Origin of the sequence: Ornithinimicrobium pulveris (genome assembly GCF_050261105.1) — a bacterium.
Lineage (GTDB): Bacteria > Actinomycetota > Actinomycetes > Actinomycetales > Dermatophilaceae > Ornithinicoccus.
Map to the genome: position 1 here is coordinate 3,254,648 of NZ_CP189837.1, position 23,945 is coordinate 3,278,592.

23 protein-coding genes are annotated in these 23,945 nt (G+C 70.0%); 5 read left to right on the forward strand and 18 right to left on the reverse strand.

The window, feature by feature from the left end:
* Positions 1-555, reverse strand: coding sequence for a DUF4262 domain-containing protein (locus ACQBAT_RS15220; RefSeq protein ID WP_420748589.1), 555 nt, complete (start codon positions 553-555; stop codon positions 1-3).
* Positions 556-724: 169 nt separating this feature from the next.
* On the opposite strand from ACQBAT_RS15220, the gene ACQBAT_RS15225 reads away from it, so the two are divergent.
* From ACQBAT_RS15225 to ACQBAT_RS15240, 4 genes are all read left to right on the forward strand, one after another.
* A complete protein-coding gene (locus ACQBAT_RS15225; RefSeq protein ID WP_420748590.1) occupies positions 725-1,201 on the forward strand; it encodes a DUF6328 family protein in 477 nt (158 codons plus the stop codon).
* 154 nt (positions 1,202-1,355) lie between these two features.
* Entirely contained in the window at positions 1,356-1,736 is a 381-nt protein-coding gene (locus tag ACQBAT_RS15230) for a GntR family transcriptional regulator (protein ID WP_420748591.1), read from the forward strand.
* Entirely contained in the window at positions 1,733-2,629 is an 897-nt protein-coding gene (locus ACQBAT_RS15235; protein ID WP_420748592.1) for an ATP-binding cassette domain-containing protein, read from the forward strand. Before ACQBAT_RS15230 ends, ACQBAT_RS15235 begins: the two co-directional genes overlap by 4 nt.
* Entirely contained in the window at positions 2,626-3,408 is a 783-nt protein-coding gene (locus ACQBAT_RS15240) for a hypothetical protein (protein WP_420748593.1), read from the forward strand. The genes ACQBAT_RS15235 and ACQBAT_RS15240 overlap by 4 nt, the downstream gene beginning before the upstream one ends.
* A gap of 48 nt (positions 3,409-3,456) precedes the next feature.
* Here the strand turns inward: ACQBAT_RS15240 and ACQBAT_RS15245 are convergent, their stop codons facing one another.
* Positions 3,457-3,927, reverse strand: a complete 471-nt coding sequence (locus ACQBAT_RS15245; RefSeq protein ID WP_420748594.1) for an SRPBCC family protein — start codon at positions 3,925-3,927, stop codon at positions 3,457-3,459.
* A gap of 33 nt (positions 3,928-3,960) precedes the next feature.
* Here ACQBAT_RS15245 and ACQBAT_RS15250 point away from each other — a divergent pair, with 33 nt between their 5' ends.
* The gene (locus tag ACQBAT_RS15250; protein ID WP_420748595.1) at positions 3,961-5,181 is read left to right on the forward strand and encodes an acyl-CoA dehydrogenase family protein; all 1,221 of its coding nucleotides are present in this window, start codon (positions 3,961-3,963) and stop codon (positions 5,179-5,181) included.
* Between the two features lie 19 nt (positions 5,182-5,200).
* On the opposite strand, the gene ACQBAT_RS15255 is transcribed toward ACQBAT_RS15250, so the two are convergent.
* From ACQBAT_RS15255 to mgrA, 16 genes are all read right to left on the reverse strand, one after another.
* A complete protein-coding gene (locus tag ACQBAT_RS15255) occupies positions 5,201-5,992 on the reverse strand; it encodes an IclR family transcriptional regulator (protein WP_420748596.1) in 792 nt (263 codons plus the stop codon).
* 62 nt (positions 5,993-6,054) lie between these two features.
* Entirely contained in the window at positions 6,055-7,341 is a 1,287-nt protein-coding gene (guaD, locus tag ACQBAT_RS15260; RefSeq protein WP_420748597.1) for a guanine deaminase, read from the reverse strand.
* The gene (gene xdhC / locus ACQBAT_RS15265) at positions 7,338-8,201 is read right to left on the reverse strand and encodes a xanthine dehydrogenase accessory protein XdhC (RefSeq protein WP_420748598.1); all 864 of its coding nucleotides are present in this window, start codon (positions 8,199-8,201) and stop codon (positions 7,338-7,340) included. Before xdhC ends, guaD begins: the two co-directional genes overlap by 4 nt.
* A gap of 3 nt (positions 8,202-8,204) precedes the next feature.
* Positions 8,205-10,655 carry a xanthine dehydrogenase molybdopterin binding subunit gene (gene xdhB, locus ACQBAT_RS15270; RefSeq protein ID WP_420748599.1) on the reverse strand — a complete coding sequence of 817 codons (2,451 nt, stop codon included), beginning with the start codon at positions 10,653-10,655 and terminating at the stop codon, positions 8,205-8,207.
* Positions 10,655-12,208: a xanthine dehydrogenase small subunit gene (locus tag ACQBAT_RS15275; RefSeq protein ID WP_420748600.1), complete on the reverse strand. Its 1,554-nt coding sequence runs from the start codon at positions 12,206-12,208 to the stop codon at positions 10,655-10,657. The genes xdhB and ACQBAT_RS15275 overlap by 1 nt, the downstream gene beginning before the upstream one ends.
* Before the next feature lie 204 nt (positions 12,209-12,412).
* Entirely contained in the window at positions 12,413-13,234 is an 822-nt protein-coding gene (locus tag ACQBAT_RS15280; protein ID WP_420748601.1) for a bifunctional allantoicase/(S)-ureidoglycine aminohydrolase, read from the reverse strand.
* Positions 13,231-14,652: an allantoinase AllB gene (allB, locus tag ACQBAT_RS15285; protein WP_420748602.1), complete on the reverse strand. Its 1,422-nt coding sequence runs from the start codon at positions 14,650-14,652 to the stop codon at positions 13,231-13,233. The genes ACQBAT_RS15280 and allB overlap by 4 nt, the downstream gene beginning before the upstream one ends.
* Before the next feature lie 24 nt (positions 14,653-14,676).
* Complete coding sequence (locus ACQBAT_RS15290; RefSeq protein WP_420748603.1) at positions 14,677-15,834, reverse strand: glycerate kinase; 1,158 nt, start codon at positions 15,832-15,834, stop codon at positions 14,677-14,679.
* 11 nt (positions 15,835-15,845) lie between these two features.
* Positions 15,846-17,630 carry a glyoxylate carboligase gene (gcl, locus tag ACQBAT_RS15295; protein WP_420748604.1) on the reverse strand — a complete coding sequence of 595 codons (1,785 nt, stop codon included), beginning with the start codon at positions 17,628-17,630 and terminating at the stop codon, positions 15,846-15,848.
* Position 17,631: 1 nt separating this feature from the next.
* Positions 17,632-18,507: a 2-hydroxy-3-oxopropionate reductase gene (locus ACQBAT_RS15300; protein WP_420748605.1), complete on the reverse strand. Its 876-nt coding sequence runs from the start codon at positions 18,505-18,507 to the stop codon at positions 17,632-17,634.
* Between the two features lie 74 nt (positions 18,508-18,581).
* Positions 18,582-19,412: a hydroxypyruvate isomerase family protein gene (locus tag ACQBAT_RS15305; protein ID WP_420748606.1), complete on the reverse strand. Its 831-nt coding sequence runs from the start codon at positions 19,410-19,412 to the stop codon at positions 18,582-18,584.
* Between the two features lie 157 nt (positions 19,413-19,569).
* Positions 19,570-19,896, reverse strand: coding sequence for a hydroxyisourate hydrolase (gene uraH, locus ACQBAT_RS15310; protein WP_420748607.1), 327 nt, complete (start codon positions 19,894-19,896; stop codon positions 19,570-19,572).
* A 5-nt stretch (positions 19,897-19,901) separates the two neighbouring features.
* Positions 19,902-20,393: a 2-oxo-4-hydroxy-4-carboxy-5-ureidoimidazoline decarboxylase gene (gene uraD, locus ACQBAT_RS15315; RefSeq protein ID WP_420748608.1), complete on the reverse strand. Its 492-nt coding sequence runs from the start codon at positions 20,391-20,393 to the stop codon at positions 19,902-19,904.
* A gap of 25 nt (positions 20,394-20,418) precedes the next feature.
* Positions 20,419-21,330 carry a factor-independent urate hydroxylase gene (gene pucL, locus ACQBAT_RS15320; RefSeq protein WP_420748609.1) on the reverse strand — a complete coding sequence of 304 codons (912 nt, stop codon included), beginning with the start codon at positions 21,328-21,330 and terminating at the stop codon, positions 20,419-20,421.
* Between the two features lie 180 nt (positions 21,331-21,510).
* Positions 21,511-22,761, reverse strand: coding sequence for a DUF6986 family protein (locus ACQBAT_RS15325; protein WP_420748610.1), 1,251 nt, complete (start codon positions 22,759-22,761; stop codon positions 21,511-21,513).
* A 76-nt stretch (positions 22,762-22,837) separates the two neighbouring features.
* The gene (mgrA, locus tag ACQBAT_RS15330; protein ID WP_420748611.1) at positions 22,838-23,887 is read right to left on the reverse strand and encodes an L-glyceraldehyde 3-phosphate reductase; all 1,050 of its coding nucleotides are present in this window, start codon (positions 23,885-23,887) and stop codon (positions 22,838-22,840) included.
* Between the last annotated feature and the right edge of the window lie 58 nt (positions 23,888-23,945).

Below are 23,945 nucleotides of genomic sequence, written 5' to 3' on the forward strand. Positions count from 1 at the left end.
TCAGGCCGAGAAGTCACCGGGTCGCGGCTGGGGCCAGCGGCCGGGCTGATGGCCTTCATCCCAGGGGAAGCGGTCCTCGGCGTCGGCCCAGGTCAACTGGAGCACGGGCACAGAGACCTCCGGCGGTCGCTCGTAGAAGCCGTTGGCGTCAAAGACGATGTCTCCGGGATTCGGCACCTCCTCCACAAAGAGCTGCCTCGATCCAACCTGGAGCTGCTGCCCGTGCACCAGATCCTTTCCCCCCTCGATGACCTGACGGGTCAGGCTGTTGAGCACCACCAGCGCCTCGGCCTGGCCGAGATCAAAGACCAGCAGCTCGGGATGACCCACCCCATACAGCCCGGTCGTGTAGCAGAACGCGGGCCCAGTCGGCTCCCTGTCGGGCACCGACTCCTCCCCCGCCGGGTTCGTCGTCCGGCAGAAGGCGCACGCCGCGCAGTCCTGCCCGACCTCGTCGGAGACATAGGTGAGGTGCACGCCGAACCGCCGGATGTGGTCGATGATCGAGCGTCGCTCCTGGTCCCAGAAGGCCTGCATCGCGGGTGTCACTGTCATGGTTCCCCTCCTTCGTCGCGCACCCGGTGTGCGCGTTCGTTCCTCGACGTTAGGAGTCGCCACCGACAGGGGCCTACCGTCATCCACAGGCCACGCTCACGCACCGTGGTCAACGGCGGGGGTGTGGACAGAACGCCAGGAGGTGGGCGTTGGGTTAGCGTTGCCGGACATGGACCGGATCGAGGGCGAGGACACCCGCGACGAGTCGGTCGACGAGCGGATGGACCGCAACTTCGTCGAACTCCTGCAAGAGCTGCGCGTCGTCCAGACCGGAACCCAGATCCTGGCCGCCTTCCTGCTGACCCTCCCCTTCCAGGCCCGCTTCAGCGACCTCGACGACTACACCGTCGGGCTCTTCCTGACCTGCGTCGGGCTGGCTTTCCTCACCACGATCCTGCTGGTCGCACCGGTGAGCGTGCACCGCGTGCTCTTCCGAAGGCACCGCAAGGCCGAGCTGGTCGCCATCTCACACACCTTCGCCCGCGCTGGGCTGATGACCCTCGGCCTGACGATGGCCGCGGTGCTCTGTCTGGTCTTCACCGTCGTCCTCGGCCGACCCGCGGGCCTGATCGCCGCCGGCACCACCGCGCTGCTCTTCGGCCTCACCTGGTGGGTGCTCCCCCTCTGGCTGCGCAGCCGGGCCTGACCTTTCAGCCAGTACTCCTTCGCGAATGACCACCTGTTGACAGCATCGCCACCTCTATGGTTCATTAGTCATGTAATGAACCACTGAACGTGATGAACCAGTGAACGTCATGAACCACTGAACAACGATCGTCGACGCGAGAGAGGCGGACCGGATGTTCGAGGGACGCGACCCGATCTACCTCCAGATCGCCGAGGCGATCCGGGGCCAGATCCTCTCCGGTGCGCTGCAGGAAGGGGACCAGGTCATGTCGACCACGCAATACGCCACCACCTACAAGATCAACCCCGCCACGGCCGCCAAGGCCTTCACCGAGCTCGTCAGCGAGGACGTGCTCGTCAAGCAGCGCGGGGTCGGGATGTTCGTCGCCCCCGGCGCCCCCGACCGCCTCCGCGCCCGCCGCCGCGACGCCTTCTTCACCGAACGCCTCGCCCCCGTCCTGCGCGAGGCGCAGGTGCTGGGGATCACCGCCGCCGAGCTCACGGCATACCTGAGGGACACCCAGCCACACACGCAGCAGGAGGAGCAGCCATGACCGGCCTGACCGTCGCCACCCAGGACCTGACCGTCCGCTTCCGGGACACCACCGCCCTCGACGCCGTCACCCTCGACCTGGGCGCCGGGCGCATCCACGGCCTGCTCGGCCGCAATGGCGCGGGCAAGACCACCCTGCTGTCCACCCTCGCCTCGATGCTGCCGGCCACCTCCGGCCGGGTCGAGGTGGACGGGCAGGACCCGTTCGAGCGCGAGTCGCTGATGAGCCGGATCTGCCTGGTCCGCGAGGCCGGCGACGTCATCTCCGACGAGAAGGTGGCCGCCACCCTCGACCTCCACGACAGCGTCCGCCCCACCTTCGACCGCTCCCTCGCCGAGCAAATCCTGGACCGCTACGAGGTGTCCACGCGCAGCAAGCCGGAGGGCCTCTCCCGCGGCCAGCGCTCCGCCGTCGCCGTCGCGATCGGCCTGGCCTCCCGCGCCCCGCTCACCATGTTCGACGAGGTGCACCTGGGCATGGACGCCCCGTCCCGCGAGCTCTTCTACGAGCTGCTCCTCGAGCAGTTCGCCGAGCATCACGGCACCGTCATCCTCTCCAGCCACCTGATCCACGAGATCGAGCACCTGCTGGAGACCGTCACCATCCTGGACCACGGCCAGGTGCTGCTGTCCGCCGAGGCGGACGACATCCGAGCCCGAGGTATGACGATCACCGGCCGGGCGGACCTCGTCACCACCGCGACCGCCGGGTTGGAAGTCATCGGGGTCAAGGATCTCGGGCCGACCCGCCAGGCAACCGTCTATGGCGAGACCGGCGACACCTGGGCCACCGACGCCCACGATCTCGGCCTCGAGATCGGCCCGGTGCCCCTCCAGGACCTCTTCATCCACCTCACCAGCGAGCGCACGCACGAGAAGGAGCCGCTGCGATGACGACCACTGCCAGCACCCAGCACACCCCCACCGCCGATATCCGTCCCGCGGGCCGCCCCCTCTGGCAGCGCCTGCTGATGCTGCACCTGGGCGGCCAGCTCACCGTGGCCGCCTGGTTCGTCGGCACCGCGCTGGTGGTGATGGCGGTCGGACTCGCCGTCGTCTCCCGGTACGTGGAGCCGTCCATCTCTGTCGTGCGGATCGCCCAGTCGATCGCGCTGTGGTTCCCCTTCGGCGTGGCGATCGTGCTGGTGGTCACCTACCTGCGCACGGTCGTGGCCGCAGGCGGCACCCGCCGCGCCTTCACCCTCGCCGGGGTGACCTCCGCCGTCGTGATCGGCGTGGTCCTCGGCCCGGTCTTCACCGGTATGTTGATGCTCGAGGACCGGATCTACGACTCCCTCGGCTGGACCCCCAGCGGAGACGGCGTCGGGCAGCGGGTGCTGTCGATCGGGATCTGGCCGCACCTGTGGGGCATGACGGTCTCCGTCGTGATGTTCACGCTCGCCGGCCTGCTCGTCGGCGCGACCTACCTGCGCTGGCACGGTTGGGCCACCCTGCTTCTGCCCGTCACGGTGGCCCTGCCCATCACAGTGGCCGCGTTGACCACGCAGGGCCCGCGCGCCATCACCTCGGTGCCCGCCGACGGACGCATGGTGGTCGACGCCCTGCAGGGGACGCCGCTCGGCGTGGCTCTGCTGCTCATCACGATCACCGCCACCGCGGCGGCGGCGTGGTGGGTGCTGCGCCGAATCCCGATCCGCCCCTCGCGCAGCTGAGGCATCAGCCCACCCGATCAGTTCACCGGATCAGTTCACCTGATCAGTTCACTGCTGGCCCGGCTCGAGGTGCGCCTTGAGCTGGGCCAGCCCCTTCTCGAAGTCCGGGCCGATCATCTTGTCCATCGGATAGACCACCTGAACCACCCGCATGATCGGGTTGAGCGCCCCCTTCATCGTCCAGGTCACGGTCGACCCCAGACCGTCGGGCTCGATCCGGAAGCGGGTGTCATTGCGGGCCGGGAAGGGCTTCTCGAACTCGAGGTCGATCCGCACGTCCGAGGGCTCAGTAGCCTCGATGATCGTCATCGATCCGGCACCGGCCTTCTTGTTGCCCGACCACGCGTAGGACGCTCCCGTCCCCGACTCTGCGCCGGTGTAGGTTCGCTCCAGCTCCGGGTCCAGCCCCTCCCACGGCGACCAGGTCACCCAGTTGCGCAGGTCGGCGATCTGGGCGTAGACGTCCGCGGGGTCCGCGTCGATCGAGATGCTGCGCTCCACGGTGTAGGTCTTGGCCATGACCCGGATGCTACGCCCGGGCATGATGGGTGGATGGGAGTTAGTGCGAACACGCCGGACGGCGCGCCCCACCCCGACCTCGGGACGGCGCTCGGGACCGATTTCATGCACCTGGACGACCTGCTCACCGAGCAGGAGCGAGCGCTGCGCGACCGCGTGCGCCGCACCGTCGGCGAGCGCGTGATCCCGCTCGCGGCCGAGTACTGGGAGGCCGGCGACTTCGACACCCGGATGCTCGAGGTCTATCGCGCTCTCGGGGTGGCCGGCGCCTCGATCCAGGGCTGGGGCTGCGCGGGCGTCTCCCCGCTCGCCGAAGGCCTGATCGCCCTCGAGCTGGCGCGCGCGGACGGCTCGCTGGCCACCTGCAACGCAGTCCATTCCGGGCTGGCGATGACGTCCGTGCACCTGCTCGGCTCCGCGGAGCAACAGGACCGCTGGTTGCCCCGTATGGCGCAGGTCGAGCAACTCGGTGCCGTCGCCCTGACCGAGCCGAACCATGGGTCGGACGTGGTGAGCCTGGAGACCACCGCCCGCCGCGACGGCGACGACTGGGTGCTGGATGGCGCCAAGCGGTGGATCGGGCACGGGACGGTGGCCGATCTGGTGGTGGTGTGGGCCCGGGACGAGGACGGTGACGTCGGCGGCTTCGTGGTCGAGGACCCGCGCGAGCGCGAGGGGTGGAACGCTCGTCCGATCACCGGCAAGATCGCCAACCGGGGGGTCATCCAGGCGCACATCACGATGGACGGGGTGCGGATCCCGGGCGACTCGCGGCTGGCGAAGGCGCGCACCTTCGCCGACACCAACGAGGTGCTCCGCAAGTCCCGGCAGACCGTGGCCTGGGAAGCGGTTGGCCACGCCGTCGCGGCCTATGAGGGCGCCCTGACCTACACCCTGCACCGCGAGCAGTTCGGCCGCCCGCTCGCACGCAACCAGCTGATCCAGGACAAGCTGGCCACGATGGTCACCCAGATCACCGCGATGCAGTTGCTGTGTGCCCGGATGTCCCAGCTGGAGGCCGAAGGCCGCTGCACGATCGAGCACGCCGCGATGGCCAAGTTGCACTGCGGACGAGCAGCCCGCGAGGTCTGCGCCACGGCGCGCGACCTGCTCGGCGGCAACGGGATCCTGCTGGACCACCACGTCGCGCGGCACTTCGCCGACATCGAGGCGACCTACACCTACGAGGGCACCGACACCGTCCAGTCGCTGCTTGTCGGGCGCCAGGTCACGGGAATGAGCGCCTTCGCGTAACGGCTGGCGCCCAGGCCGACTACGCCGAGACGGCGTCCAGCTCGGTCGCGAGCCGGGCGGCGGTGGCGCGGAGTACCTCGGCGCCACGCTCGACGGTCTCGTCGGTCATCCGGGTCGTGGGGCCGGACATCGACATCGCCATCGGCCGCGGCGCCCCGAGAACCGGGACGGCGACGCAACGCACGCCGATCTCCTGCTCCCCCTCATCGGTCGCATAGCCCCGCTGCCGGGTGAGCTCGAGCACGTCGAGGAACTCCTCGGGGGTGGTCAGCGTGAACTCGGTCCGCTTCGGCATACCGGTCCGGGTCAGGAGGGCGACGACCTCCTCGGCCGGCACGTCGGCGAGGATCGCCTTGCCCACCGCGGTGCTGTGCGGCAGCGTGCGGCGACCGACCTCGGTGAACATCCGCATGAAGTTGTTCGACGGCTGCGCCTGGGCGACATAGACGATCTCGTCGGCCTCCAGGATCGCCAGGTTCACCGACTCGCCGAGCTCCTCGACGGCCTCGGCGAGCAGCGGCTTGGCCCAGACGCCGATCCGCTTGGTGGACTCGGCCGCGAGCCGCATCAGGCGGGGACCCAGGGAGTACTGCCGGCTCTGCTCCTGCCGGACATAGCCCATGTCGACCAGGCTGCGCACCAACCGGTGGATGGTGGCCAGCGGCAGATCGGCGCGGTCGGCTAGCTGGGACAGCGAGATCACGCCCCCTGCGTCCGCGATCGTCTCCAGGATGCTGAAGGCACGCTCCAGGGACTGCACGCCGCCGCCCTTGCCTGCTGCGGCCGGTCGGCCCGTCGTCGTCGCTGCCATGTCATGCCTCTTTCACATAAAACGAAATGGAATTTCCGCTTGTTGGAAAGAGTACCTGCCGGTCAGCCGATCTGCGCGCCCGCCACCCAGGTCTGGGCCACGTCGGCCGGCGTGCCGAGCGCGAAGGCCTTGGCGAGCGCGTCCTCGGTGGAGTGCGCGTGCCGCAGCGCCACGTCCAAGGTGGTGCCCTCGGCCGGTCGCAGCCAGAGCGCGTCGAACTCGTGACCCTCGGAGAACTGGCCGACGGTGTCGGCCAGCCCCAGCGCGTCGGCTCCGGCGGCGGTCGCCAGATGCAGCAGGTGCGCCGCGGTGAGCGAGAGCCCCTCATCCCCGAGCAGCTGCTGCATGAAGTAGGCCTGCAGGCCCTCCTTGAACAGCGAGAAGCCGGTGCCTGCCCCGACATCGGAGCCCAGCGCCACCCGGACGCCGTGCTCGACGTGGGTGCGCAGCGGGAACAGCCCGCTGCCCAGCGCCGAGTTGCTCGTCGGGCAGTGCGCGACAGAGGCGTCGGCCGCCGCGAGGTCGACGAGCTCGTCGTGGGTGGGGTGGACGTTGTGCGCGAAGATGCTGCGCCGCCCCACCAGCCCGGCCTCGGAGTAGGTGTGCAGGTAGTGCTCGGCATCGTCGAAGAGCTTCTTGACGGTGTCGATCTCGACGACGTTCTCGTTGATATGGGAGGTGAACCACAGGTCCGGGAACTGCTCCTGCAGCGAGGCGCACGAGGCGAGCAGCTCGGGGGTGCAGGAGAGCGAGAAGCGGGGGATCACGGCATACCGGTTGTGGCGGACGTTGTGCCACCTGTTCGCCAGGGCGAGCCCCTCGTCGTGGGCACGCTCGGGGGAGGTGAACAGATCCTCACGCAGGATCCGGTCGCTGACCACGAGGCCGCTGGTGCAGCGCAGCCCGACCCGGTCGGCCTCGGTGAACAGGGCGTCCACCGCGCCGGCGAAGTGCGAGCCGAAGACGAGCGCGGTCGTGGTCCCGGCCGAGGTCAGCCCGGACACGAAGTCGCGGGCGACACCTTCGGCATACCCGGTGTCGGCCAGCTTGGCCTCCTCGGGCAGCGCGCACTGGTCGAGCCAGTCGAGCAACGGCATACCGAGGGCACCGATCACCCGCACCTGCGGGAAGTGCACGTGGGTGTCGACGAAGCCGGGTAGCACCAGCCCGCCGGTGAGGTCGACCACCTCGTCGTCCGGGTATGCCGATCGCACACTCGGATAGCTGCCACGCCGCACGATGGTGCCGGCCTGGTCGACGGCGAGCGCGCCGTCGCTCTCCGAGCGCAGGCTGCCGCCCGCGAAGGGGTCGTCGGGGGTGTCGAGGAAGGTGCCTCGGTAGATCGTCATGGGGTCACCTCAGTGGTGGGGCTGACGCGATCGTCAGCGGGAACGGGAGTCGCGGGCGGGGCGAGCCGGATGAGCAGGTCGGCGGCGACGGCGACCGCGATGACAGCCGGCTCCTTGCCGGTGATCTGCGGCAGCCCGATAGGGGTGGTGACGCGCTCGAGATCGGCCTCGGTGAAGCCGCCCTCGCCGAGCAGGCGGGCGCGGAAGCGGGTCCACTTGGCGCTGGACCCGATCAGCCCGATCGAGCCGAACCGGTCAGGGGCGACCCGCAGCGCGGCGTCGAGGATGGCGACATCCTCGGCGTGGTCGTGCGTCATGATCAGCACGTGGGTGCCGGGCGGCAACTCCCCCAGCACCATCTCCGGCAGCACCGGGACGGGGTGGGTGGTGATGCGGGCGTCGGCGTCGGCATACGGGGCCAGCAGTTCCTCGGCGAGCTGCTCGGGACGGCTGTCCACGAGGTGCAGGTCCAGGTCGTGCCGGGCCAGGATCCGCGCCAGCTCGTGGCCGACGTGACCCATCCCGAAGATCGCGACCGCGGGTGCGATCGGCAAGGGTTCGAGGACCATCGTCACCACTCCTCCGCAGCACTGGACCCCGTGCTGGTAGCGCGCCTTGTCCGACAACTCGGAGGTCACCGTCTCCGGCTCCTGCACGCCTTCGATAAGAATCATCCGGGCGCGTTCGATCGCCACGGCCTCCAGATTCCCGCCGCCGACCGAGTCCCAGGTCTGCTGCGCACCGACGACCATCTTGGCCCCCGCGCGGCGGGGCGCATGGCCCCGGACGTTGGTCACGGTGACCAGGACGCCAGGTTCGCGTCGGGTGCGCAGCAGCTCAACCGCTGTGAGCCACCGCATGGCTCAGGCGTCCGAGAGCTCGCGGAGGGCTTCCTCCGACTCGGGTCGGCGCTCGGGTGCGTCGGGGTCAGCCTCCGGGGGCTTGGGGCCGGCTCCGGCATCCACGTCACCATCGGTGTCGTGCCCGGCGCGGGCCTCGCTCAGCGCCCAGAAAACTGCCTCGGGGGTGGCCGGGCTGGCCAGGTCCACGCTGGTGCCCTCGGGACCGAAGGCGGCGCACGCCTGGCGCAGCGCCTCACGGGCCGCGAAGGCCAGCATCAGCGGGGGCTCGCCGACGGCTTTGGAGCCGTAGACCGCACCTTCCTCGTGCGCCCGCTCCAGCAGTGCCACGTTGAACTCCTGCGGCATCTCCGAGAAGCTCGGCAGCTTGTAGGTGCTGGCGGACTGGGTGAGGAAGCGGCCACGGTGCTCGCCGTCGCTGGTGTCCCAGCGCAGGTCCTCCAGGGTCAGCCAGCCAGCGCCCTGCACGAAACCGCCCTCGACCTGGCCGATGTCGACGAGTGGGGAGAGGCTGTCACCGACATCGTGGACGATGTCTACCCGCCGGGTGACGTAGGCGCCGGTGAAGCCGTCCACCTCGACCTCGACCGCGGCGACGCCGTGGGCGAAGTACTTGAACGGGCTGCCCTGCATGACCTGAGAGTTCCAGTGCAGGCCCTCGGTGCGGTAGTAGCCGGCGGCGAAGAGCTGCACGCGGGCGAAGTAGGCGGTGTGCACCAGCTCCTCCCACGGCATCGTCCTGTCGGTGCCGAGCCCGAGGACGGTCCCGTCGTCGAAGCGGATGTCGGCGGCCGGGACGTTGAGCTTCATCGCCGCGACCGGGCGCAGCCGGTCCAGGATCTGCTCGCAGGCGGCCTTGACCGCCCCGCCGTTGAGGTCGGCGCCGGTCGAGGCCGCGGTGGCCGAGGTGTTGGGCACCTTGTCGGTGCGGGTCGGCGCGAGCCGGATCTTCTCCAGCGGCAGCCCGAGGGAGGTCGCCGCGACCTGCAGCATCTTGGTGTGCAGGCCCTGGCCCATCTCGGTGCCGCCGTGGTTGATCAGGACCGAGCCGTCCTTGTAGACGTGCACGAGGGCGCCGGCCTGGTTGAAGGCGGTCAGGTTGAAGGAGACGCCGAACTTCACCGGGGTCATCCCGATCGCGCGCTTGACGTGCCGGTGGCTGGCGTTGAACTCGGCGATCTCCGCGCGCCGCCGCTCCAGGTCGCCGGAGGTGGTGACGGCATCCCAGGCCTGGTGCACGCGCTCGGCCTGGGTGACCTTCTGCCCGTATGGCGTTTCCTGGCCGTTCTCGTAGAAGTTGCGCGTGCGCAGCTCCTCGGGGGACAGGCCGAGCAGCGGTGCGCAGCGGCCGAGGATGTCTTCGATCACCAGCATGCCCTGAGGCCCGCCGAAGCCGCGGAAGGCGGTCTGGGAGGTCTTGTTGGTCTTGGAGATCCGGCCGGTGACCCGGATGTCCGGGATCCAGTAGTTGTTGTCGATGTGGCACAGGGCGCGGGCCAGGACCGGCTCGGACAGGTCCAGGCTCCAGCCACCGTCGGAGGTCAGCGTGGCCTCCAGCGCCTGCAGCTTGCCAGCGTCGTCGAAACCGACCCGCCAGGTGGCGTGGAAGCCGTGCCGCTTACCCGACATCGTGAGGTCCTGGGTGCGGGTCAGCCGCAACCGGACCGGGCGACCGGTGAGCGTGGAGCCGAGGGCGGCGATGGCGGCGAAGCCGTGCGGCTGCATCTCTTTGCCACCGAAGCCACCGCCCATCCGCAGGCACTGCACGGTGACCTCGTGGTTGTGCAGCCCGAGCACGTGGGCCACGATCTCCTGGGTCTCGCTGGGGTGCTGGGTGCTGCTCTGGATGAAGATCTGGCCGTCGTCCTCGACGTGCGCGAGGGCCGCGTGGGTCTCGAGGTAGAAGTGCTCCTGGCCGGAGAACTCGAACTCGCCGTTGAAGACCTGGGTCGAGCGGGCCAGGCCCGCCTCGACGTCGCCGCGCTGCACGGTGGGCTGGGCGCCCTGGTAGCTCTCGGCGGCGATCGCCTCGGGCACGGTGATCAGCGAGGGCAGCGGCTCGTAGTCGACCTCGATCGCGGCGGCGCCCCGGCGGGCGGCCTCGAGGGTCTCACCGAGCACCCAGCAGACCGCGTGGCCGTAGAAGCGGACCTCGGAGGGGAAGAGCGGCTCGTCGTGCTTGATGCCGGCGTCGTTGATCCCGGGGACATCCTCGGCGGTGAGCACGCGGACCACTCCGGGCACGTCATACGCGGGCTCGACGCGCAGCCCGGTGATGGTGGCGTGGGCGTGCGGGGCCTGGACCGGCCAGGCGTGCAGCACGTCCTTGGTGCGCGGGTGGAAGTCGTCGGTGTAGAGCGCCTTGCCGGTGACGTGCAGGGCGGCGGCCTCGTGCCGCAGGGTGCGGCCGACGACGGGGTCGCTGGACTCGGGGCGCTGTGACAGGAAACTCATCAGACCTCTCCCTCACTGGTCTGCGCGTGCAGCTTGAGCAGGGACTGCTCGAGCATGGCGCTGCGGTAGGTGTTGCTGGCCCGGTGGTCGGACAGCGGGGTGCCCTCGGTCCGCAGGATGGCGGCCGCCGCGGTGGCGGTCTCCTCCGTCCAGGGCTGGCCCTCGAGCTCGGCCTCGGTGGCCAGCGCCCGGATGGGGGTGGCGGCCACGCCACCGAGGCCGATGCGGGCCTTGGTGACGGTGCCGTCGATGACGTCGAGCGCGAACCCGACGGCGACGCTGGAGATGTCGTCGAAGCGGCGCTTGGCGATCTTGTGGAAGGCGATGGTGGTTGACAGCGGCTTCGGGATCCGGATCTCGCGGATCAACTCACCCTGCACCTTGACCGTCTGGCGGTAGCCGGTGAAGTAGTCGGCCAGCGCGACGGTGCGGTCACCCTCAGGGCCGGCCAGCACCAGCTCGGCCTCCAGCGCGAGCAGCACGGGCGGGGAGTCACCGATCGGGGAGGCGGTGCCGAGGTTGCCGCCGAAGGTGCCACCATTGCGGATCAGCCGGGAGGCGAACTGCGGGAAGAGCTCGGAGAGCAGCGGCACCCGGCCAGCCAGGCCGCGCTCGACCTCACTGAGGGTCAGGGCTGCGCCGATCCGGAACTCCTCGTCGGTCTCCTCCAGGGTGCGCAGCTCGGCGAGCCGGTCGACGGCGACGAGCAGGGGCGGTCGGGAGCCCCGGATGGTGAGCTCGACGCCGACATCGGTGGAGCCAGCCAGGAGCATGGCCTCGGGCCGCTCGGCGAGGATCTGGACGCACTCGGCCAGGTCCGCGGGCCGGATGAACTCGGCGTTGTCCGCAGCCAGGCGGGTGGCGACGGGCGCGGGCGCCGGTTGCCGCTGCCGGGCGACGAACGGGTCGCCCTCCTCGGGAGCGCCCAGGGCGTAGGCCGCGTCGCGGATCGGACGGTAGCCGGTGCAGCGGCACAGGTTGCCGGACAGCGAGTGCAGGTCGAAGCCGTTCGGCCCGTGCTCGTGGTCGTTCTCACCTTCAGGGTGGTTCGGGTCGTGGTCTGCGGCAACCTGCCCGCTGCCGCCGGAGTCGCCGTCCCGGCCCTCGATGAGGTCGCGCTTCGGGCACCGTCCGGGGCGGTAGTACTCAGCGGCCATCGAGCAGATGAAGCCCGGGGTGCAGTAGCCGCACTGCGAGCCGCCGCGGTCGGCCATCTCCTGCTGCACCGGGTGCAGCTCATCGACGGTGCCGAGCCCTTCGGCGGTGACGACCTCCTGGCCGTCCAGCGCCGCGACCGGGATCAGGCAGGCGTTGACGCTGATCCACTCGGTCGGGTTCTCACCGGTGCCGGGACGCGCCACCATGATCGAGCAGGCGCCGCACTCCCCCTCCGCGCAGCCTTCCTTGCTGCCCGTGAGGCCGTGATCGCGCAGCCAGTCCAAGACGGTCGTGTGCGGCGTCGCATCTGCCAGCGAGGCCGACCTACCGTTCACGGTCACCTGGGCCGTGCTCGCCGCAGGCTGAGCCGGTGCGGGTTGTGACGTCGTCGTCATGCCACTCTCCTACCGCAGAAGCGGGGCTCCTCCGGTCGAACACCCTGGCTCGGCCGGTGCATGGTTGCGGTTATCCGTCGGCCGCCGGTTGTCCATGCAGAACGACGGCCGCGGTGGTGCGGGTTGTGCGAGCCACCCTACTCCTGAGCGGCCCTTCTGGGAAGGGGTTTTCGGAAAATATTTTCCGCATCTCAGAAATCTGAGTCAGTACGGCAACTTCGCGTGCCGGTTCACGTCCTTGTACAGCAGATAGCGGAACCGGCCCGGCCCACCGGCGTAGCAGGCCTGCGGGCAGAAGGCGCGCAGCCACATGAAGTCACCGGCCTCCACCTCGACCCAGTCCTCATTGAGCAGGTAGACCGCCTTGCCCTCGAGCACGTAGAGCCCGTGCTCCATGACGTGCGTCTCGGGGAAGGTGATCGCCCCACCGGGCTCGAAGGTCACGATGTTGACGTGCATGTCGTGCCGCACGTCGGCCGGGTCGGCGAAGCGCTGGGTGCGCCACACGCCATCGGTGTCCGGCATCGCGCCCTTCTCGACCTCGTCCTCGTGGGTGACGAAGGCCTCGGGCACGTCCAGGCCCTCGACATACTCGTAGGCCTTGCGGACCCAGTGGAAGGTCGCGGTCTCCTCGCCGGTGTTGCGCAGCTGCCAGTTCGCGCCCGGCGGCAGGTAGGCATAGCCCCCCGTCGGCATCGGGTGCTCGGTGCCCTCCAGGGTCAGGGTCAGCGCGCCCCCGACCACGAAGATCACGCCCTCGGCGTCGGGGTTCAGCTCAGGCTTGTCCGAGCCGCCGCCCGGGGCGACCTCCACGACATACTGGGAGAAGGTCTCGGCGAAGCCGGACAGGGGGCGGGCGATCACCCACAGCCGGGTGTCCTCCCAGAACGGGAGCAGGCTGGTGACGATGTCGGTCATCGTGCCGTGCGGGAGCACCGCGTAGGCCTGCGTGAAAACCGCCCGGTTGGTGGTCAGCTGGGTCTGCGGCGGCAGGCCGCCGGGCGGGGTGGCGTAGACGTTGGTCATGCCTGTCCTCTCTGCAGCAGGCGCCCCGCGGGCGCGCTGTCATCGGTCACGGGTATGCCGCGGAGCAAGGTCCGGCGGACGGCACCGGCCAGGTGGCGGTCGGCGTAGGCGGACACCTGGTTCTTGTGGAACAGGCGGGTGATGTCGACGTCCCACTCCTCGTCGGGGGCGAAGATGACCAGGTCGGCGTCCATGCCTTCGGCGATCCGGCCCTTGCTGGTCAGCCCGACCCGCTCGGCGGGGGCGGTGGCCATCCACTGCACGACGTGCGCGAGGGGCACCTCGCGGACCTTGGCCTCGTTCCAGACGGCGGGCAGCCCGACCTGGACCGAGGAGATGCCACCCCAGGCCACCCCGAAGTCGCCGGAGTCGAAGCACTTGAGGTCAGCGGTGGACGGCGAGTGGTCGGAGACGATCATGTCGATCACCCCGTCCTCCAGCGCGGTCCAGAGCCGGTCCTGGTTGCCCTTCTCCCGGATCGGGGGGCAGCACTTGAACTGGGTGGCGCCGTCAGGGATGTCCTCGGCGGCCAGGGTGGCGTAGTGCGGGCAGGTCTCGACGCTGATGTCGATGCCCTCCTCGCGCGCCTGCGCCAGCAGCGGCACCGCGTCGGCGGCCGACAGGTGCAGCACGTGCGCCCGGCCGCCGGTGCGGCGGGCCTCATCGATCACCCGCTGGACCGCCTTGCCCTCGGCCTCGCTGGAGCGGGAGGCCAGGAAGTCGCTGTAGTGGTTGCCGCTGGCGGGCGTGCACCCGGCGAGCGAGTCAGCGTCCTCGGCGTGCACGATCATCAGCGCCCCGACCCGGGCGGTCTCCTCCATCGCGCGGGCGAAGGTGGGCCCGTCCAGGTGCGGGAACTCCTGGACGCCGGAGTCGGCCAGGAAGCACTTGAAGCCGAAGACGCCGGCCTCGTGCATCGCCTCGATATCGCCGAGGTGGTCCGGGACCGCGCCGCCCCAGAAGCCGACGTCGACGACGACCTGATCGCGGGCGACGTCCTGCTTCTCGCGCAGCGCCTCGACGGTGACCGTCGAGGGGATGGAGTTGAGCGGCATGTCGATGATCGTGGTCACGCCGCCAGCAGCCGCGGCCCGGGTGGCGGAGGCGAAGCCCTCCCACTCGGTGCGGCCGGGCTCGTTGACGTGCACGTGGGTGTCCACCAGGCCGGGGAGCAGGACCTCGTCCTCGGCGAGCTCGATGACCTCGGTGGCGTCGCCCTCGTGGTCGCTGGCCGGGTCGCCCGTGTCGGGGCGGGCCGGGTCCCAGGGGCGGACGAGGACGACCGTGCCGTCCTTGACGCCGACGAGCACGGCCTGCTCGGCCGCGTCGGGGTCGCCGCCGAGGATGGCTCGGCGGGCGCGGACCAGGAGGTCAAGCGGGCTGGGTGGCGTCGTGGTGTGGGGTGTCGACTCACTCATGGGCTTCCTCGCTCACGTGCTTGCTCATTCTTGGGCGTCGGGATCGGGACCGGCGGGCTGCGGGAGCGCGGCGGCGATGCGCCGTCCGACGTCCTGCAGCAGCGGACCGGGTCGGGTGAACGATTCCTCGGGCTCGGTGGCCAGGTCGGCGATGGCGTAGGCCGTCTCGAACCCGGCCGCGGACAGCCTCTCCTCGTCGAGCTGGAGGCGCCCAGCGACTGCCACGACCGGGATGCCGGCCTCGCGGGCGGCATCGGCCACGGCGGCCGGGGCCTTGCCGTGGAGGGTCTGCTCGTCCAGCGAGCCTTCGCCGGTGATGACCAGGTCAGCCCCCGGCAGGGCGTCGTGGAAGCCGGTCAGCTCGAGCACCACCTCGGCACCGGGGCGCAGCTCGGCGCCGAGCAGGGCGAGCGCGGCGTAGCCGACCCCGCCCGCGGCGCCGGCGCCGGAGGTTTCGCGGACGTCCTCACCGGCGGCCTCGGAGACCACGTCGGCCAGGCCGGCCAGGTAGCCGTCCAACTCCTCGACCTGCTCCTCGCTGGCACCCTTCTGCGGTCCGTAGACCGCCGCGGCGCCATGGCGACCGGTGAGCGGGTTGTCGACATCGCAGGCGAAGGTGATCCGGGCCTGCTCCAGGCCCGGGTGGGCACCGGAGCGATCCACCGACCTGAGGTCCCCCAGCCCGGCACCGCCGAGCCCGACCTGCTCACCGTCGCCGTCGAGCAGACGGACGCCCAGGGCCTGCGCCATACCGGACCCGCCGTCGGTCGAGGCGCTCCCGCCGATCCCGACGAGCACCTTCTGCGCCCCATGGTCGAGCGCGTGCGCGATGGCCTGACCCAGCCCGAGGCTGGTCGCGGTCATCGGGGCCAGGTCGTCGCGGGGCAGCAGCGCCAGACCGCAGATCTCAGCCATCTCCACGACGGCCTCGCGGCCCTCGTCCCGGGTGACGTAGGCGGTCTCCACCGGCTCCCCGAGGGGGCCGGCCGCGGTGAGCTCGACCCGCTCGAAACCGACCGAGGCGGCGGCGACGAGCAGGCCGTCGCCGCCGTCCGCGACCGGCACGATGCTGACCTCGATGTCCGGACGCACCTGCGCGATGCCCTCGGCCAGGTGGCCGGCGACCTGCGCAGCGGTGAGCGTTCCCTTGAACTTGTCCGGGGCGAGGAGGATCCGGGTCATGCCCCAGCCTCTCAGTCCAGGTTGGCGAACAGCGCGGTGGGGGCGTCCTCGCCGCCGTTGGCGAGCTCCTCGAACTCGGTGACATTGGCGATCGAGACACCCATGGAGACGTTGGTGACCCGCTCCAGGATGACCTCGACGATGACCGGCACGCGGAACTCGTCGCGCAGCGCCTGCGCCTTCTCCAGCGCCGGGGCCAGCTCGTCGGGGTCGGTGACCCGGATCGCCTTGCAGCCCAGGCCCTCGGCCACCTTGACGTGGTCCACGCCGTAGCCACCGGGGTGGTCGCCCTCGCTGTTGACATTCTCGAAGGAGAGCTGGACGTGGTAATCCATGTCGAAGGCACGCTGGGCCTGGCGGATCAGGCCGAGGTAGGCGTTGTTGACCAGGACGTGGATGTAGCCGATGTTGAACTGCGCACCGACCGCCAGCTCCTCGATCATGAACTGAAAGTCGTAGTCACCTGAGATCGCGACCACGTTCTCGCCCGGCAGCGCGGTGGCGACACCGAGCGCGGCCGGGACGGTCCAGCCCAGGGGGCCGGCCTGGCCGGCGTTGATCCAGTGGCGGGAGCCGTAGACGTGCAGCAGCTGAGCGGCCTGGATCTGCGAGAGGCCGATCGTGGAGACGTAGCGCACGTCGCGGTCGAAGGCGCGGTTCATCTCCTGGTAGACGCGCTGCGGCTTGATCGGGGTGTCGCTGAAGTTGGTCTTGCGCCACAGGTGCCGCTTGCGCTCCTGGGCGGACTCGGCCCACTCCAAGCGATCCGGCAGGGAGCCGGCCTCGCTCCGCTCGCGGGCGGCCTCGACGAAGAGCTCGAGGGCGGCCTTGGCGTCGGAGACGATGCCGTAGTCGGGGGCGAAGACCCGGCCGATCTGGGTCGGCTCGATGTCGACGTGCACGAAGGTGCGGCCCTGCGTGTAGGTCTCCAGGTCACCGGTGTGCCGATTGGCCCAGCGGTTGCCGATGCCGAGCACGAAGTCCGCGGCGAGCATCGTCTCGTTGCCGTAGCGGTGGCTGGTCTGCAGGCCCACCATGCCGGCGTTGAGCGGGTGGTCGTCGGGGATCGTGCCCCACCCCATCAGGGTGGGGACGACGGGGACACCGGTCAGCTCGGCGAACTCCTGGAGCAGGTCGGCGGCGTCGGCGTTGATGATGCCGCCACCGGCCACGAGCAGCGGCCGCTCGGCCTCCACCAGCATGTCCAGGGCCTTGTCGATCTGCTTGCGGGTCGCGGCCGGCTTGTAGACCGGCAGCGGCTCGTAGGTGTCGATGTCGAACTCGATCTGGGTCATCTGGACATCGATCGGCAGGTCGATGAGGACCGGGCCGGGCCGCCCCGAGCGCATCAGGTGGAAGGCCTGCTGAAAGGTGCCGGGCACCTGGGCCGGCTCCAGGACGGTGACCGCCATCTTGGTCAGCGGCTTGGCGATCGAGGCGATGTCGACGGCCTGGAAGTCCTCCTTGTGCAGCTTGGCCACCGGCGCCTGGCCGGTGATGCACAGGATCGGGATCGAGTCCGCGCTGGCGGAGTAGAGGCCGGTGATCATGTCGGTGCCGGCGGGGCCGCTGGTGCCGATGCAGACGCCGATATTGCCGGCCTGCGCCCGGGTCCAGCCCTCGGCCATGTGGGAGGCGCCCTCGACGTGGCGGGCGAGGGTGTGGTGCAGCCCGCCGCGGGTCTGCATCGCCTTGTAGAAGGGGTTGATCGCTGCTCCAGGAAGCCCGAAGACATTGGTGATGCCTTCCTTCTTGAGGATCTCAACGGCGGCCTCGGCCGCGGTCATCAGCGCCATGTCACTCGCCCTTCCCGCTCAGCCGCTCGACGCCGCGCAGCAGCGCCGAGTGGTCCAGGCCGCCGTCGCCGTTGGCGCGGGCCGAGGACATCAGCTCGGCCATCAGGGAGGCGACGGGCAGCACCACGCCGGCCTCGCGGGAGGCGGAGGAGACGATGCCCATGTCCTTGTGGTGCAGGTCGATGCGGAAGCCGGGCTGGAAGCTGCGGGTGAGCATGTTGTTCTTCTTCTGCTCCAGCACTGCCGAGCCGGCCAGGCCGCCGCCGAGGACGTTCATCGCCGCCTCGGTGTCGACGCCGTAGGCCTCCAGGAAGATCAGCGCCTCGGCGACCGCCTGGATGTGAGTGGCCACGATCAGCTGGTTGGCGGCCTTGACCGTCTGGCCGGCGCCGTTGGGGCCGACGTGGATGATGGTGCGCCCCACCGCGTCGAAGACGTCCTTGGCGGCCGCGAAGTCGGCGGCGTCGCCGCCGACCATGATCGAGAGCACGGCGTTGACCGCGCCGGCCTCACCGCCAGAGACCGGGGCGTCCAGGATGCGGTAGCCCTGCGCCTGCGCGGCGGCCGCGAGCTCAGCGGTGACGTCCGGGCGGATGCTGGAGAAGTCGATGATGAGCGCGCCCTGGGGAGCGTTGCCGAAGACGCCGTTCTCGAGCACGTCGCGCACGTCCGGGCTGTCCGGCACCATGATCGCGATGATCTCGGCGTCCTTGACGGCCTCGGCGGTGCTCTCGGCGCGGGCGCCGCCAGCGTCCACGAGCGGCTGGGCCCGCTCCGGGCTGGGGTTGAAGCCGGTCACCTGGTGGCCGGCGTTCTGCAGGTGGACGGCCATCGGGCTGCCCATGATGCCGAGGCCGATGAAGGCGATGCGTGCCATGGTCTTTCTCCTTGGGTCTGCGGGGTGCGGCGTGCTGCCGCGTCGATGTCGGGGGTGGGGAGCGCGGGCGGGCGTCAGCCGCGGCGGTCCTCCGGAAGCCAGGCGAGGCTCTCCTGGGTGGTCGTCGTCGGCGTGTACTCCAGGCCGACATAGCCGTTGTAGCCCTGCTGCTCGAGCGCGGCGAGCAGCCCGCCGAGGTCGAGCTCACCGGTGCCGGGCTCACCCCGACCGGGGTGGTCGGCGATCTGCACGTGGCCGGTGATGTCGGTGTGCGCCTCGACTGCAGCGGCCGGGTCGTCGCCGTTGTTGGCGAGGTGGAACAGGTCGTTGAGGAAGCTCACGTTGTGGTGACCCTGCTCACGCAGCGTCTCCACGACCGCGGTCGCGTCGGCGGCCGTGCGCAGCGGGTAGGGCTTGGAGCCGCTGACGGGCTCGACCAGGACGGCGGCACCGATGCTGTCAGCCGCCTCGGCCGCCAGGCCCAGGTTCTCCAGCGCGAGCTCGTCCTGCTCCTCGGGGGTGGCGTCCTCGACCCGGACGCCATAGAGGGCGTTGAAGGCCTGGACTCCGAGCCGCTCGCCGATGGCGACCGCGACCGGAATGTTGTCGCGGAACTGCTGGCTGCGCTCCGGGATGGACAGGGCGCCAGCGTCGGTGGGGCCGGTCAGCTCACCGGCGAAGAAGTTGAGGCCGACCAGCTGCACGCCGGCGTCCTGCACGGCGGTGACGAATTCATCGATCTCCTCCTGCGAGGGGGTCGGGTTGTCCGGCCAGGGCCACCAGAACTCGATGGCGGTGAAGCCGGCGTCGCGCGCGGCGGCGGGGCGCTCCAGGAGCGGCAGCTCGGTGAACAGCATCGAGCAGTTGGCCAGGTAGCGAAGGCTGTGGGTGGTCGTGTCCGTCATGATCACTCGCTTCGGGTGCTCTGGTGGATCAGGTCGTTTTTCGTATCGTGGAAAGTTTTTTCCATTGAGTGAGAGTGTAGGCGGAATCCGGACGGGGCGTCAAGATGTCCTGACGCCCGCGTCCGGGTCCGCGGTCACACGGCAGCGAGAAGGGCGGTCAGCTGCCGCGATAGGTGCTGTAGCCCCAGGGGTTGAGGAGCAGGGGCACGTGGTAGTGCTTCTCCCCCGCCGCGACCGTGAAAGCGATCGAGGCCGTGGGGTAGAAGCCCTCCTGACCGGAGGCCCGGTAGTAGTCACCGGTGGCGAAGGTCAGCACGTAGTCACCGGGCTCGAGCTCGGCCGGGCCGATCTGACCGATCCGGCCGTCGGCGTCGGTCGTGCCACCGCCGAGCTCCTGACCCTCGATCGTGGCCAGCGAGATGGAGACGCCTTCGGCGGGACGGCCTAGAGAGGTGTCGAGGATGTGGGTGGACAGGGAAGCCATCGAAATCACACTGCCTGGTCGAGTCGCAGGAGAGCGATCTCCCGCAGGTTGTCGACGACTTCGGCCCGTTCGGCCTCATCGTCGTTGGTCAGCCGCCGCTGGAGCTCGGCGAGGATCTCCTCCGCGGACCGCCCGGCCGCGCGGATGAGGAAGACCCGGTCGAAGCGCTGCTCATAGGCAGCATTGCCCTGGGCGAGGCGGGCCACCGTGTCTGTCTGCGAGACGTCCACGCCAGCCTGCTCCCGCTTGGAGGCTGCGACATTGTGGCCGGCGGCCGCCCGCTCGCCGATCCGGGGGTGGCCCGCCAGTGCGGCGTCCAGCTCCTCCCGGCTCAGCGTTCGGGCGGCCAGGTCGGCCACCTCGAAGAGCGTGGCACGATCGGCATACGGGCGACCGGCCAGCACCTCCTCGACCCAGCGGGGGACGTCGAGGCATCCGGTGAGGAGCTCCCGGGCGTCCTGCTCGGGCTGGTCGTTGAAGTGCTGTGCATCGCTCACGTGCCGTCGCCTCCTACGCGAGTCCTCAGATGAACGACGGGACGGCCGTCCACGCCTCGCCGGCGTCGGTCTCGTCGTCGTCGCGGGCGATCGTCGCCTCGATCAGACCGTAGGGGCGGTCGGCGGCGATGAAGACCTCGTTGTTGTTCTCGATGCCGAAGCGACCCAGGTCGTAGTCGAAGTGGTGCTTGTTCGGCGCGGAGAACTTGATCTCGGCGATCTCCGGGTGCGCCTCGAGGACGTCGCGGCCCATCGCGTAGAGCGTCTCCTGCAGGGCGCGGCTGTAGGTGGTCGCGAAGGCGGCCAGGCACAACGCCTTGACCGACTCGTAGACCTCGTCGAAGTTCACGCCCTCGGTGCTGCCCCAGCGCCAGCGCACGGTCAGCGAGGTGGCCATGATCCGGTCCGTGGTCTCGGGCAGGGTCGTGTACTTGTCCTTCAGGAAGCCCCGGAACTCCGAGCCGGTCGACTTCAGCACCACGAGGTCACAGAAGCCGGAGACGACCCAGACATTCTGGTCCTCGTCACGGCCGTCGACGGTCACCACAGCGGTGCGCGTCTCGGTGCCACGGCGCACGAAGCCGTGGTCGTGGCCCTCACCGTTGACCTGAATGCGGTCCCAGGCGTACTCCTCCACCCGGATCTGCGCACCGGTCGCCTGCGGCGCAGCCGTGAGGAAGTGGGTGCCGAGGGCGACGGCATACTCCTCGGGCGAGGAGATGCCGACCTCCTTGGCGAAGGCGAATGCGGTGTTCTTCTGGGTGTCGGTGGGCAGAACGTCCGCCTGGTCGCCCTCGAAGTGGGCGGCGGTGAAATCACCGCGAAGCGAGGTGGAGACGTTCAGATCCCGGATCTCATGACGGTCGGTGTCGCGCACGATGCGGACGACACGGTTCTCCGCCTTGCCGTACTGGTTCTTGCCGAGCACGATGCCCATGCTGGTCACACTCCTTCTGCATCGGCCTACGCCTCCCGCGGACAAGGGCGCCACTGCCGAGTCTCGATGTTTCCGCGATGTGGAAGAAGATTCCCGTAATACGGAACATTAGCGAAAGCCGTCGCGGGCGTCTAGGTGATCTACGTCACATCTCGGGGCCGAGCCGCACCTGCTCGCTGTTCATCCACGTCGAGGCCGCGCCAGGGCCATCAGCTCATCCACCCGGACGCCGGTGGCCTCCTGCACCTCCTCGGGTCGCAGCGCGCCGCAGTCCAGGCCGCGCACGACCAGGTCGGCGAGGGTGCGGGCCGTCGCCGGCTCGTCCATCACATTGCCGCCAGCCTGGCCGAGGTAGTTGCGCAGCCGCTGGGCTGCGGCCGGGAAGTTCTCCCGGTAGAAGGCGTACGTCGCCGCGAACCGGCTGGGCAGCTGGGAGGGGTGCAGGTCCCAGCCCTGGTAGTAGCCGCGCTCCAGAGAGCGCCGGACTAGGCGCAGGTGCAGGGCGTAGCCGGCGGTGACCTCATGCTCGCTGCCGAGCGGCAAGATGTTGGTCGAGCCGTCCGAGAGGCGCACGCCGGTGCCGGCGGCGGCGGCCTGCATCACCAGCTTGGCCTGGTCGGCGACCGGGTGCTCCATCGACTGATAGGGCGCCGGTATGCCGCAGAAGGCCGAGTAGTCATAGGTGCCGTAGTGCAGCGCGGTGACGCGCCCCTGGCCGGCGTGGATCATCGGGGCGACGAGCGCGCTGCCGTCCGGCCCCAGGATGGACTGGGGGGTCTCTACCTGGATCTCGAAGCGCAGCGATCCGGCGTCCAGGCCGTGGGCCTGCTCGATCCGCTCGGCAGCCCGCACCATCGCCTCGACCTGGTCGACGCTGGTCACCTTGGGGAAGGTCACCACGAAGCCGTCGAGCGTGCCGCCCGCCTCAAGCAGCGCCGAGACGAAGCCGACGAGGGTGCGCACGCCGCGGGCCCGGGTGGGACCCTCGAAGGACTTGAACCGGATGCCGGTGAAGGGCGGGGCCTTGCCGGGGCCCGACTGCTGGAGCCGGGCCAGGGCGGCAGCGGCGGCCACCACGTCGGCGTCCTCCTGGTCATCGCCGCGGTTGCCGTAACCATCCTCGAAGTCGATGCGCAGATCTTCGATCGGCTCGCGCTCAAGCTTGTCCGCCACGAGCGGCAGCACGTCGCGCCCGCCCTCGCCGAGCAGGCCGGCGAGGAGCGCCTCGTGCTCGGTCAGCGCCTCGCGGGCTGCGGCGCCCCACTGGGTGATGAGCTCGTCGCTGAAGGCATCCGCCGGGACGTAGACGGTGTGCACCGGCTGGCGCGCGGCCGCGTCCCCGGGGAAACGGTCGACGAGCTCCTCATCGGCGCTGCGCAGCATCTCGTCGAGCTCGGTGGTGAGCTGGTCGGTGAGATCGGAGGACGACATCACACTCTCCTGACTTTCCGTGGTGTGGATGAATCATTCCATATCGCGGAAGAAGGCGGCTAGGGGTCTGGCCATCTCAGTCCCGGCCGTCGCTCTTGCGCGCGTCGCGCCAGATGTCGATCCCGGAGTCGACCGCGTGCTGGTCGATCGCGCTCAGCTCATCGTCGGAGAAGTCAAGGTTGTCCAGCGCGCCGAGGTTGGCCTCCAGCTGCTCGGGGCGGGAGGCACCGACCAGGACCGAGGTGACCTGCGGCATACGGAGGGTCCAGGCGAGCGCCATCTGAGCGAGCGTCTGTCCGCGCTCCTGCGCGATCTCGTTCAGCGCGCGGAGGTGGGTAAGCGCGTCCTGGGTGAGCATCCCCTCCTGCAGCGACTTGCCCTGGGTGAGCCGCGACCCCTCCGGTATGCCGTCCAGATAGCGGTCGGTCAACATCCCCTGGGCGAGGGGCGAGAAGGCGATGCAGCCGACGCCCAGCTCGTCGAGCACCGGCAACAGGCCTTCGTCCTCGACCCACCGGTTGAGCATCGAGTAGGACGGCTGGTGGATGAGCAGCGGCGTGCCCAGGTCCTGCAGGATCTCGGCGGCGCGGCGGGTGCTCTGCGGGGAGTAGGAGGAGATGCCGGCGTAGAGCGCGCGGCCGCTGCGCACGATGTGATCCAGTGCGCCCATCGTCTCCTCGAGCGGAGTGTCGGGGTCCGGGCGGTGGTGGTAGAAGATGTCGAGGTAGTCGACGCCGAGCCGCTTGAGGGTCTGGTCGGCGCTGGAGACGAGGTACTTGCGGGAGCCGCCCACGCCGCCATACGGCCCGGGCCACATGACCCAGCCGGCCTTGCTGGAGATCACCAGCTCATCGCGCAGCCCCCGGAAGTCCCGGCGCAGCAGGTCCCCGAACATCTCTTCGGCCGCCCCGGGAGGCGGGCCGTAGTTGTTGGCCAGATCGATGTGGGTGATGCCCTTGTCGAAGGCCGTCCGCAGGATCGCCTGCTGGCGCTCGAGGGGAACGTCGTGGCCGAAGTTGTGCCACAGGCCCAGGCTGACGGCAGGCAGGACGAGGCCGGAGCGACCCACGCGGCGGTAGGTCATGGCGTCGTAGCGGGCGGGGTCGGGGAAGGTGCTGGTGGACATACGCCGATCCTGCCGCAGTTTTGGAAACAGCACGGGTATGGAACAGCGCGGGTATGGA

What these genes read in the sequence shown, in the direction of transcription:
- ACQBAT_RS15220 (WP_420748589.1), bottom strand. Translation starts at nt 555, where the DNA reads ATGACAGTGACACCCGCGATGCAGGCCTTCTGGGACCAGGAGCGACGC.
- ACQBAT_RS15225 (WP_420748590.1), top strand. Translation starts at nt 725, where the DNA reads ATGGACCGGATCGAGGGCGAGGACACCCGCGACGAGTCGGTCGACGAG.
- ACQBAT_RS15230 (WP_420748591.1), top strand. Translation starts at nt 1,356, where the DNA reads ATGTTCGAGGGACGCGACCCGATCTACCTCCAGATCGCCGAGGCGATC.
- ACQBAT_RS15235 (WP_420748592.1), top strand. Translation starts at nt 1,733, where the DNA reads ATGACCGGCCTGACCGTCGCCACCCAGGACCTGACCGTCCGCTTCCGG.
- ACQBAT_RS15240 (WP_420748593.1), top strand. Translation starts at nt 2,626, where the DNA reads ATGACGACCACTGCCAGCACCCAGCACACCCCCACCGCCGATATCCGT.
- ACQBAT_RS15245 (WP_420748594.1), bottom strand. Translation starts at nt 3,927, where the DNA reads ATGGCCAAGACCTACACCGTGGAGCGCAGCATCTCGATCGACGCGGAC.
- ACQBAT_RS15250 (WP_420748595.1), top strand. Translation starts at nt 3,961, where the DNA reads ATGGGAGTTAGTGCGAACACGCCGGACGGCGCGCCCCACCCCGACCTC.
- ACQBAT_RS15255 (WP_420748596.1), bottom strand. Translation starts at nt 5,992, where the DNA reads ATGGCAGCGACGACGACGGGCCGACCGGCCGCAGCAGGCAAGGGCGGC.
- guaD (WP_420748597.1), bottom strand. Translation starts at nt 7,341, where the DNA reads ATGACGATCTACCGAGGCACCTTCCTCGACACCCCCGACGACCCCTTC.
- xdhC (WP_420748598.1), bottom strand. Translation starts at nt 8,201, where the DNA reads ATGCGGTGGCTCACAGCGGTTGAGCTGCTGCGCACCCGACGCGAACCT.
- xdhB (WP_420748599.1), bottom strand. Translation starts at nt 10,655, where the DNA reads ATGAGTTTCCTGTCACAGCGCCCCGAGTCCAGCGACCCCGTCGTCGGC.
- ACQBAT_RS15275 (WP_420748600.1), bottom strand. Translation starts at nt 12,208, where the DNA reads ATGACGACGACGTCACAACCCGCACCGGCTCAGCCTGCGGCGAGCACG.
- ACQBAT_RS15280 (WP_420748601.1), bottom strand. Translation starts at nt 13,234, where the DNA reads ATGACCAACGTCTACGCCACCCCGCCCGGCGGCCTGCCGCCGCAGACC.
- allB (WP_420748602.1), bottom strand. Translation starts at nt 14,652, where the DNA reads ATGAGTGAGTCGACACCCCACACCACGACGCCACCCAGCCCGCTTGAC.
- ACQBAT_RS15290 (WP_420748603.1), bottom strand. Translation starts at nt 15,834, where the DNA reads ATGACCCGGATCCTCCTCGCCCCGGACAAGTTCAAGGGAACGCTCACC.
- gcl (WP_420748604.1), bottom strand. Translation starts at nt 17,630, where the DNA reads ATGGCGCTGATGACCGCGGCCGAGGCCGCCGTTGAGATCCTCAAGAAG.
- ACQBAT_RS15300 (WP_420748605.1), bottom strand. Translation starts at nt 18,507, where the DNA reads ATGGCACGCATCGCCTTCATCGGCCTCGGCATCATGGGCAGCCCGATG.
- ACQBAT_RS15305 (WP_420748606.1), bottom strand. Translation starts at nt 19,412, where the DNA reads ATGACGGACACGACCACCCACAGCCTTCGCTACCTGGCCAACTGCTCG.
- uraH (WP_420748607.1), bottom strand. Translation starts at nt 19,896, where the DNA reads ATGGCTTCCCTGTCCACCCACATCCTCGACACCTCTCTAGGCCGTCCC.
- pucL (WP_420748609.1), bottom strand. Translation starts at nt 21,330, where the DNA reads ATGGGCATCGTGCTCGGCAAGAACCAGTACGGCAAGGCGGAGAACCGT.
- ACQBAT_RS15325 (WP_420748610.1), bottom strand. Translation starts at nt 22,761, where the DNA reads ATGTCGTCCTCCGATCTCACCGACCAGCTCACCACCGAGCTCGACGAG.
- mgrA (WP_420748611.1), bottom strand. Translation starts at nt 23,887, where the DNA reads ATGTCCACCAGCACCTTCCCCGACCCCGCCCGCTACGACGCCATGACC.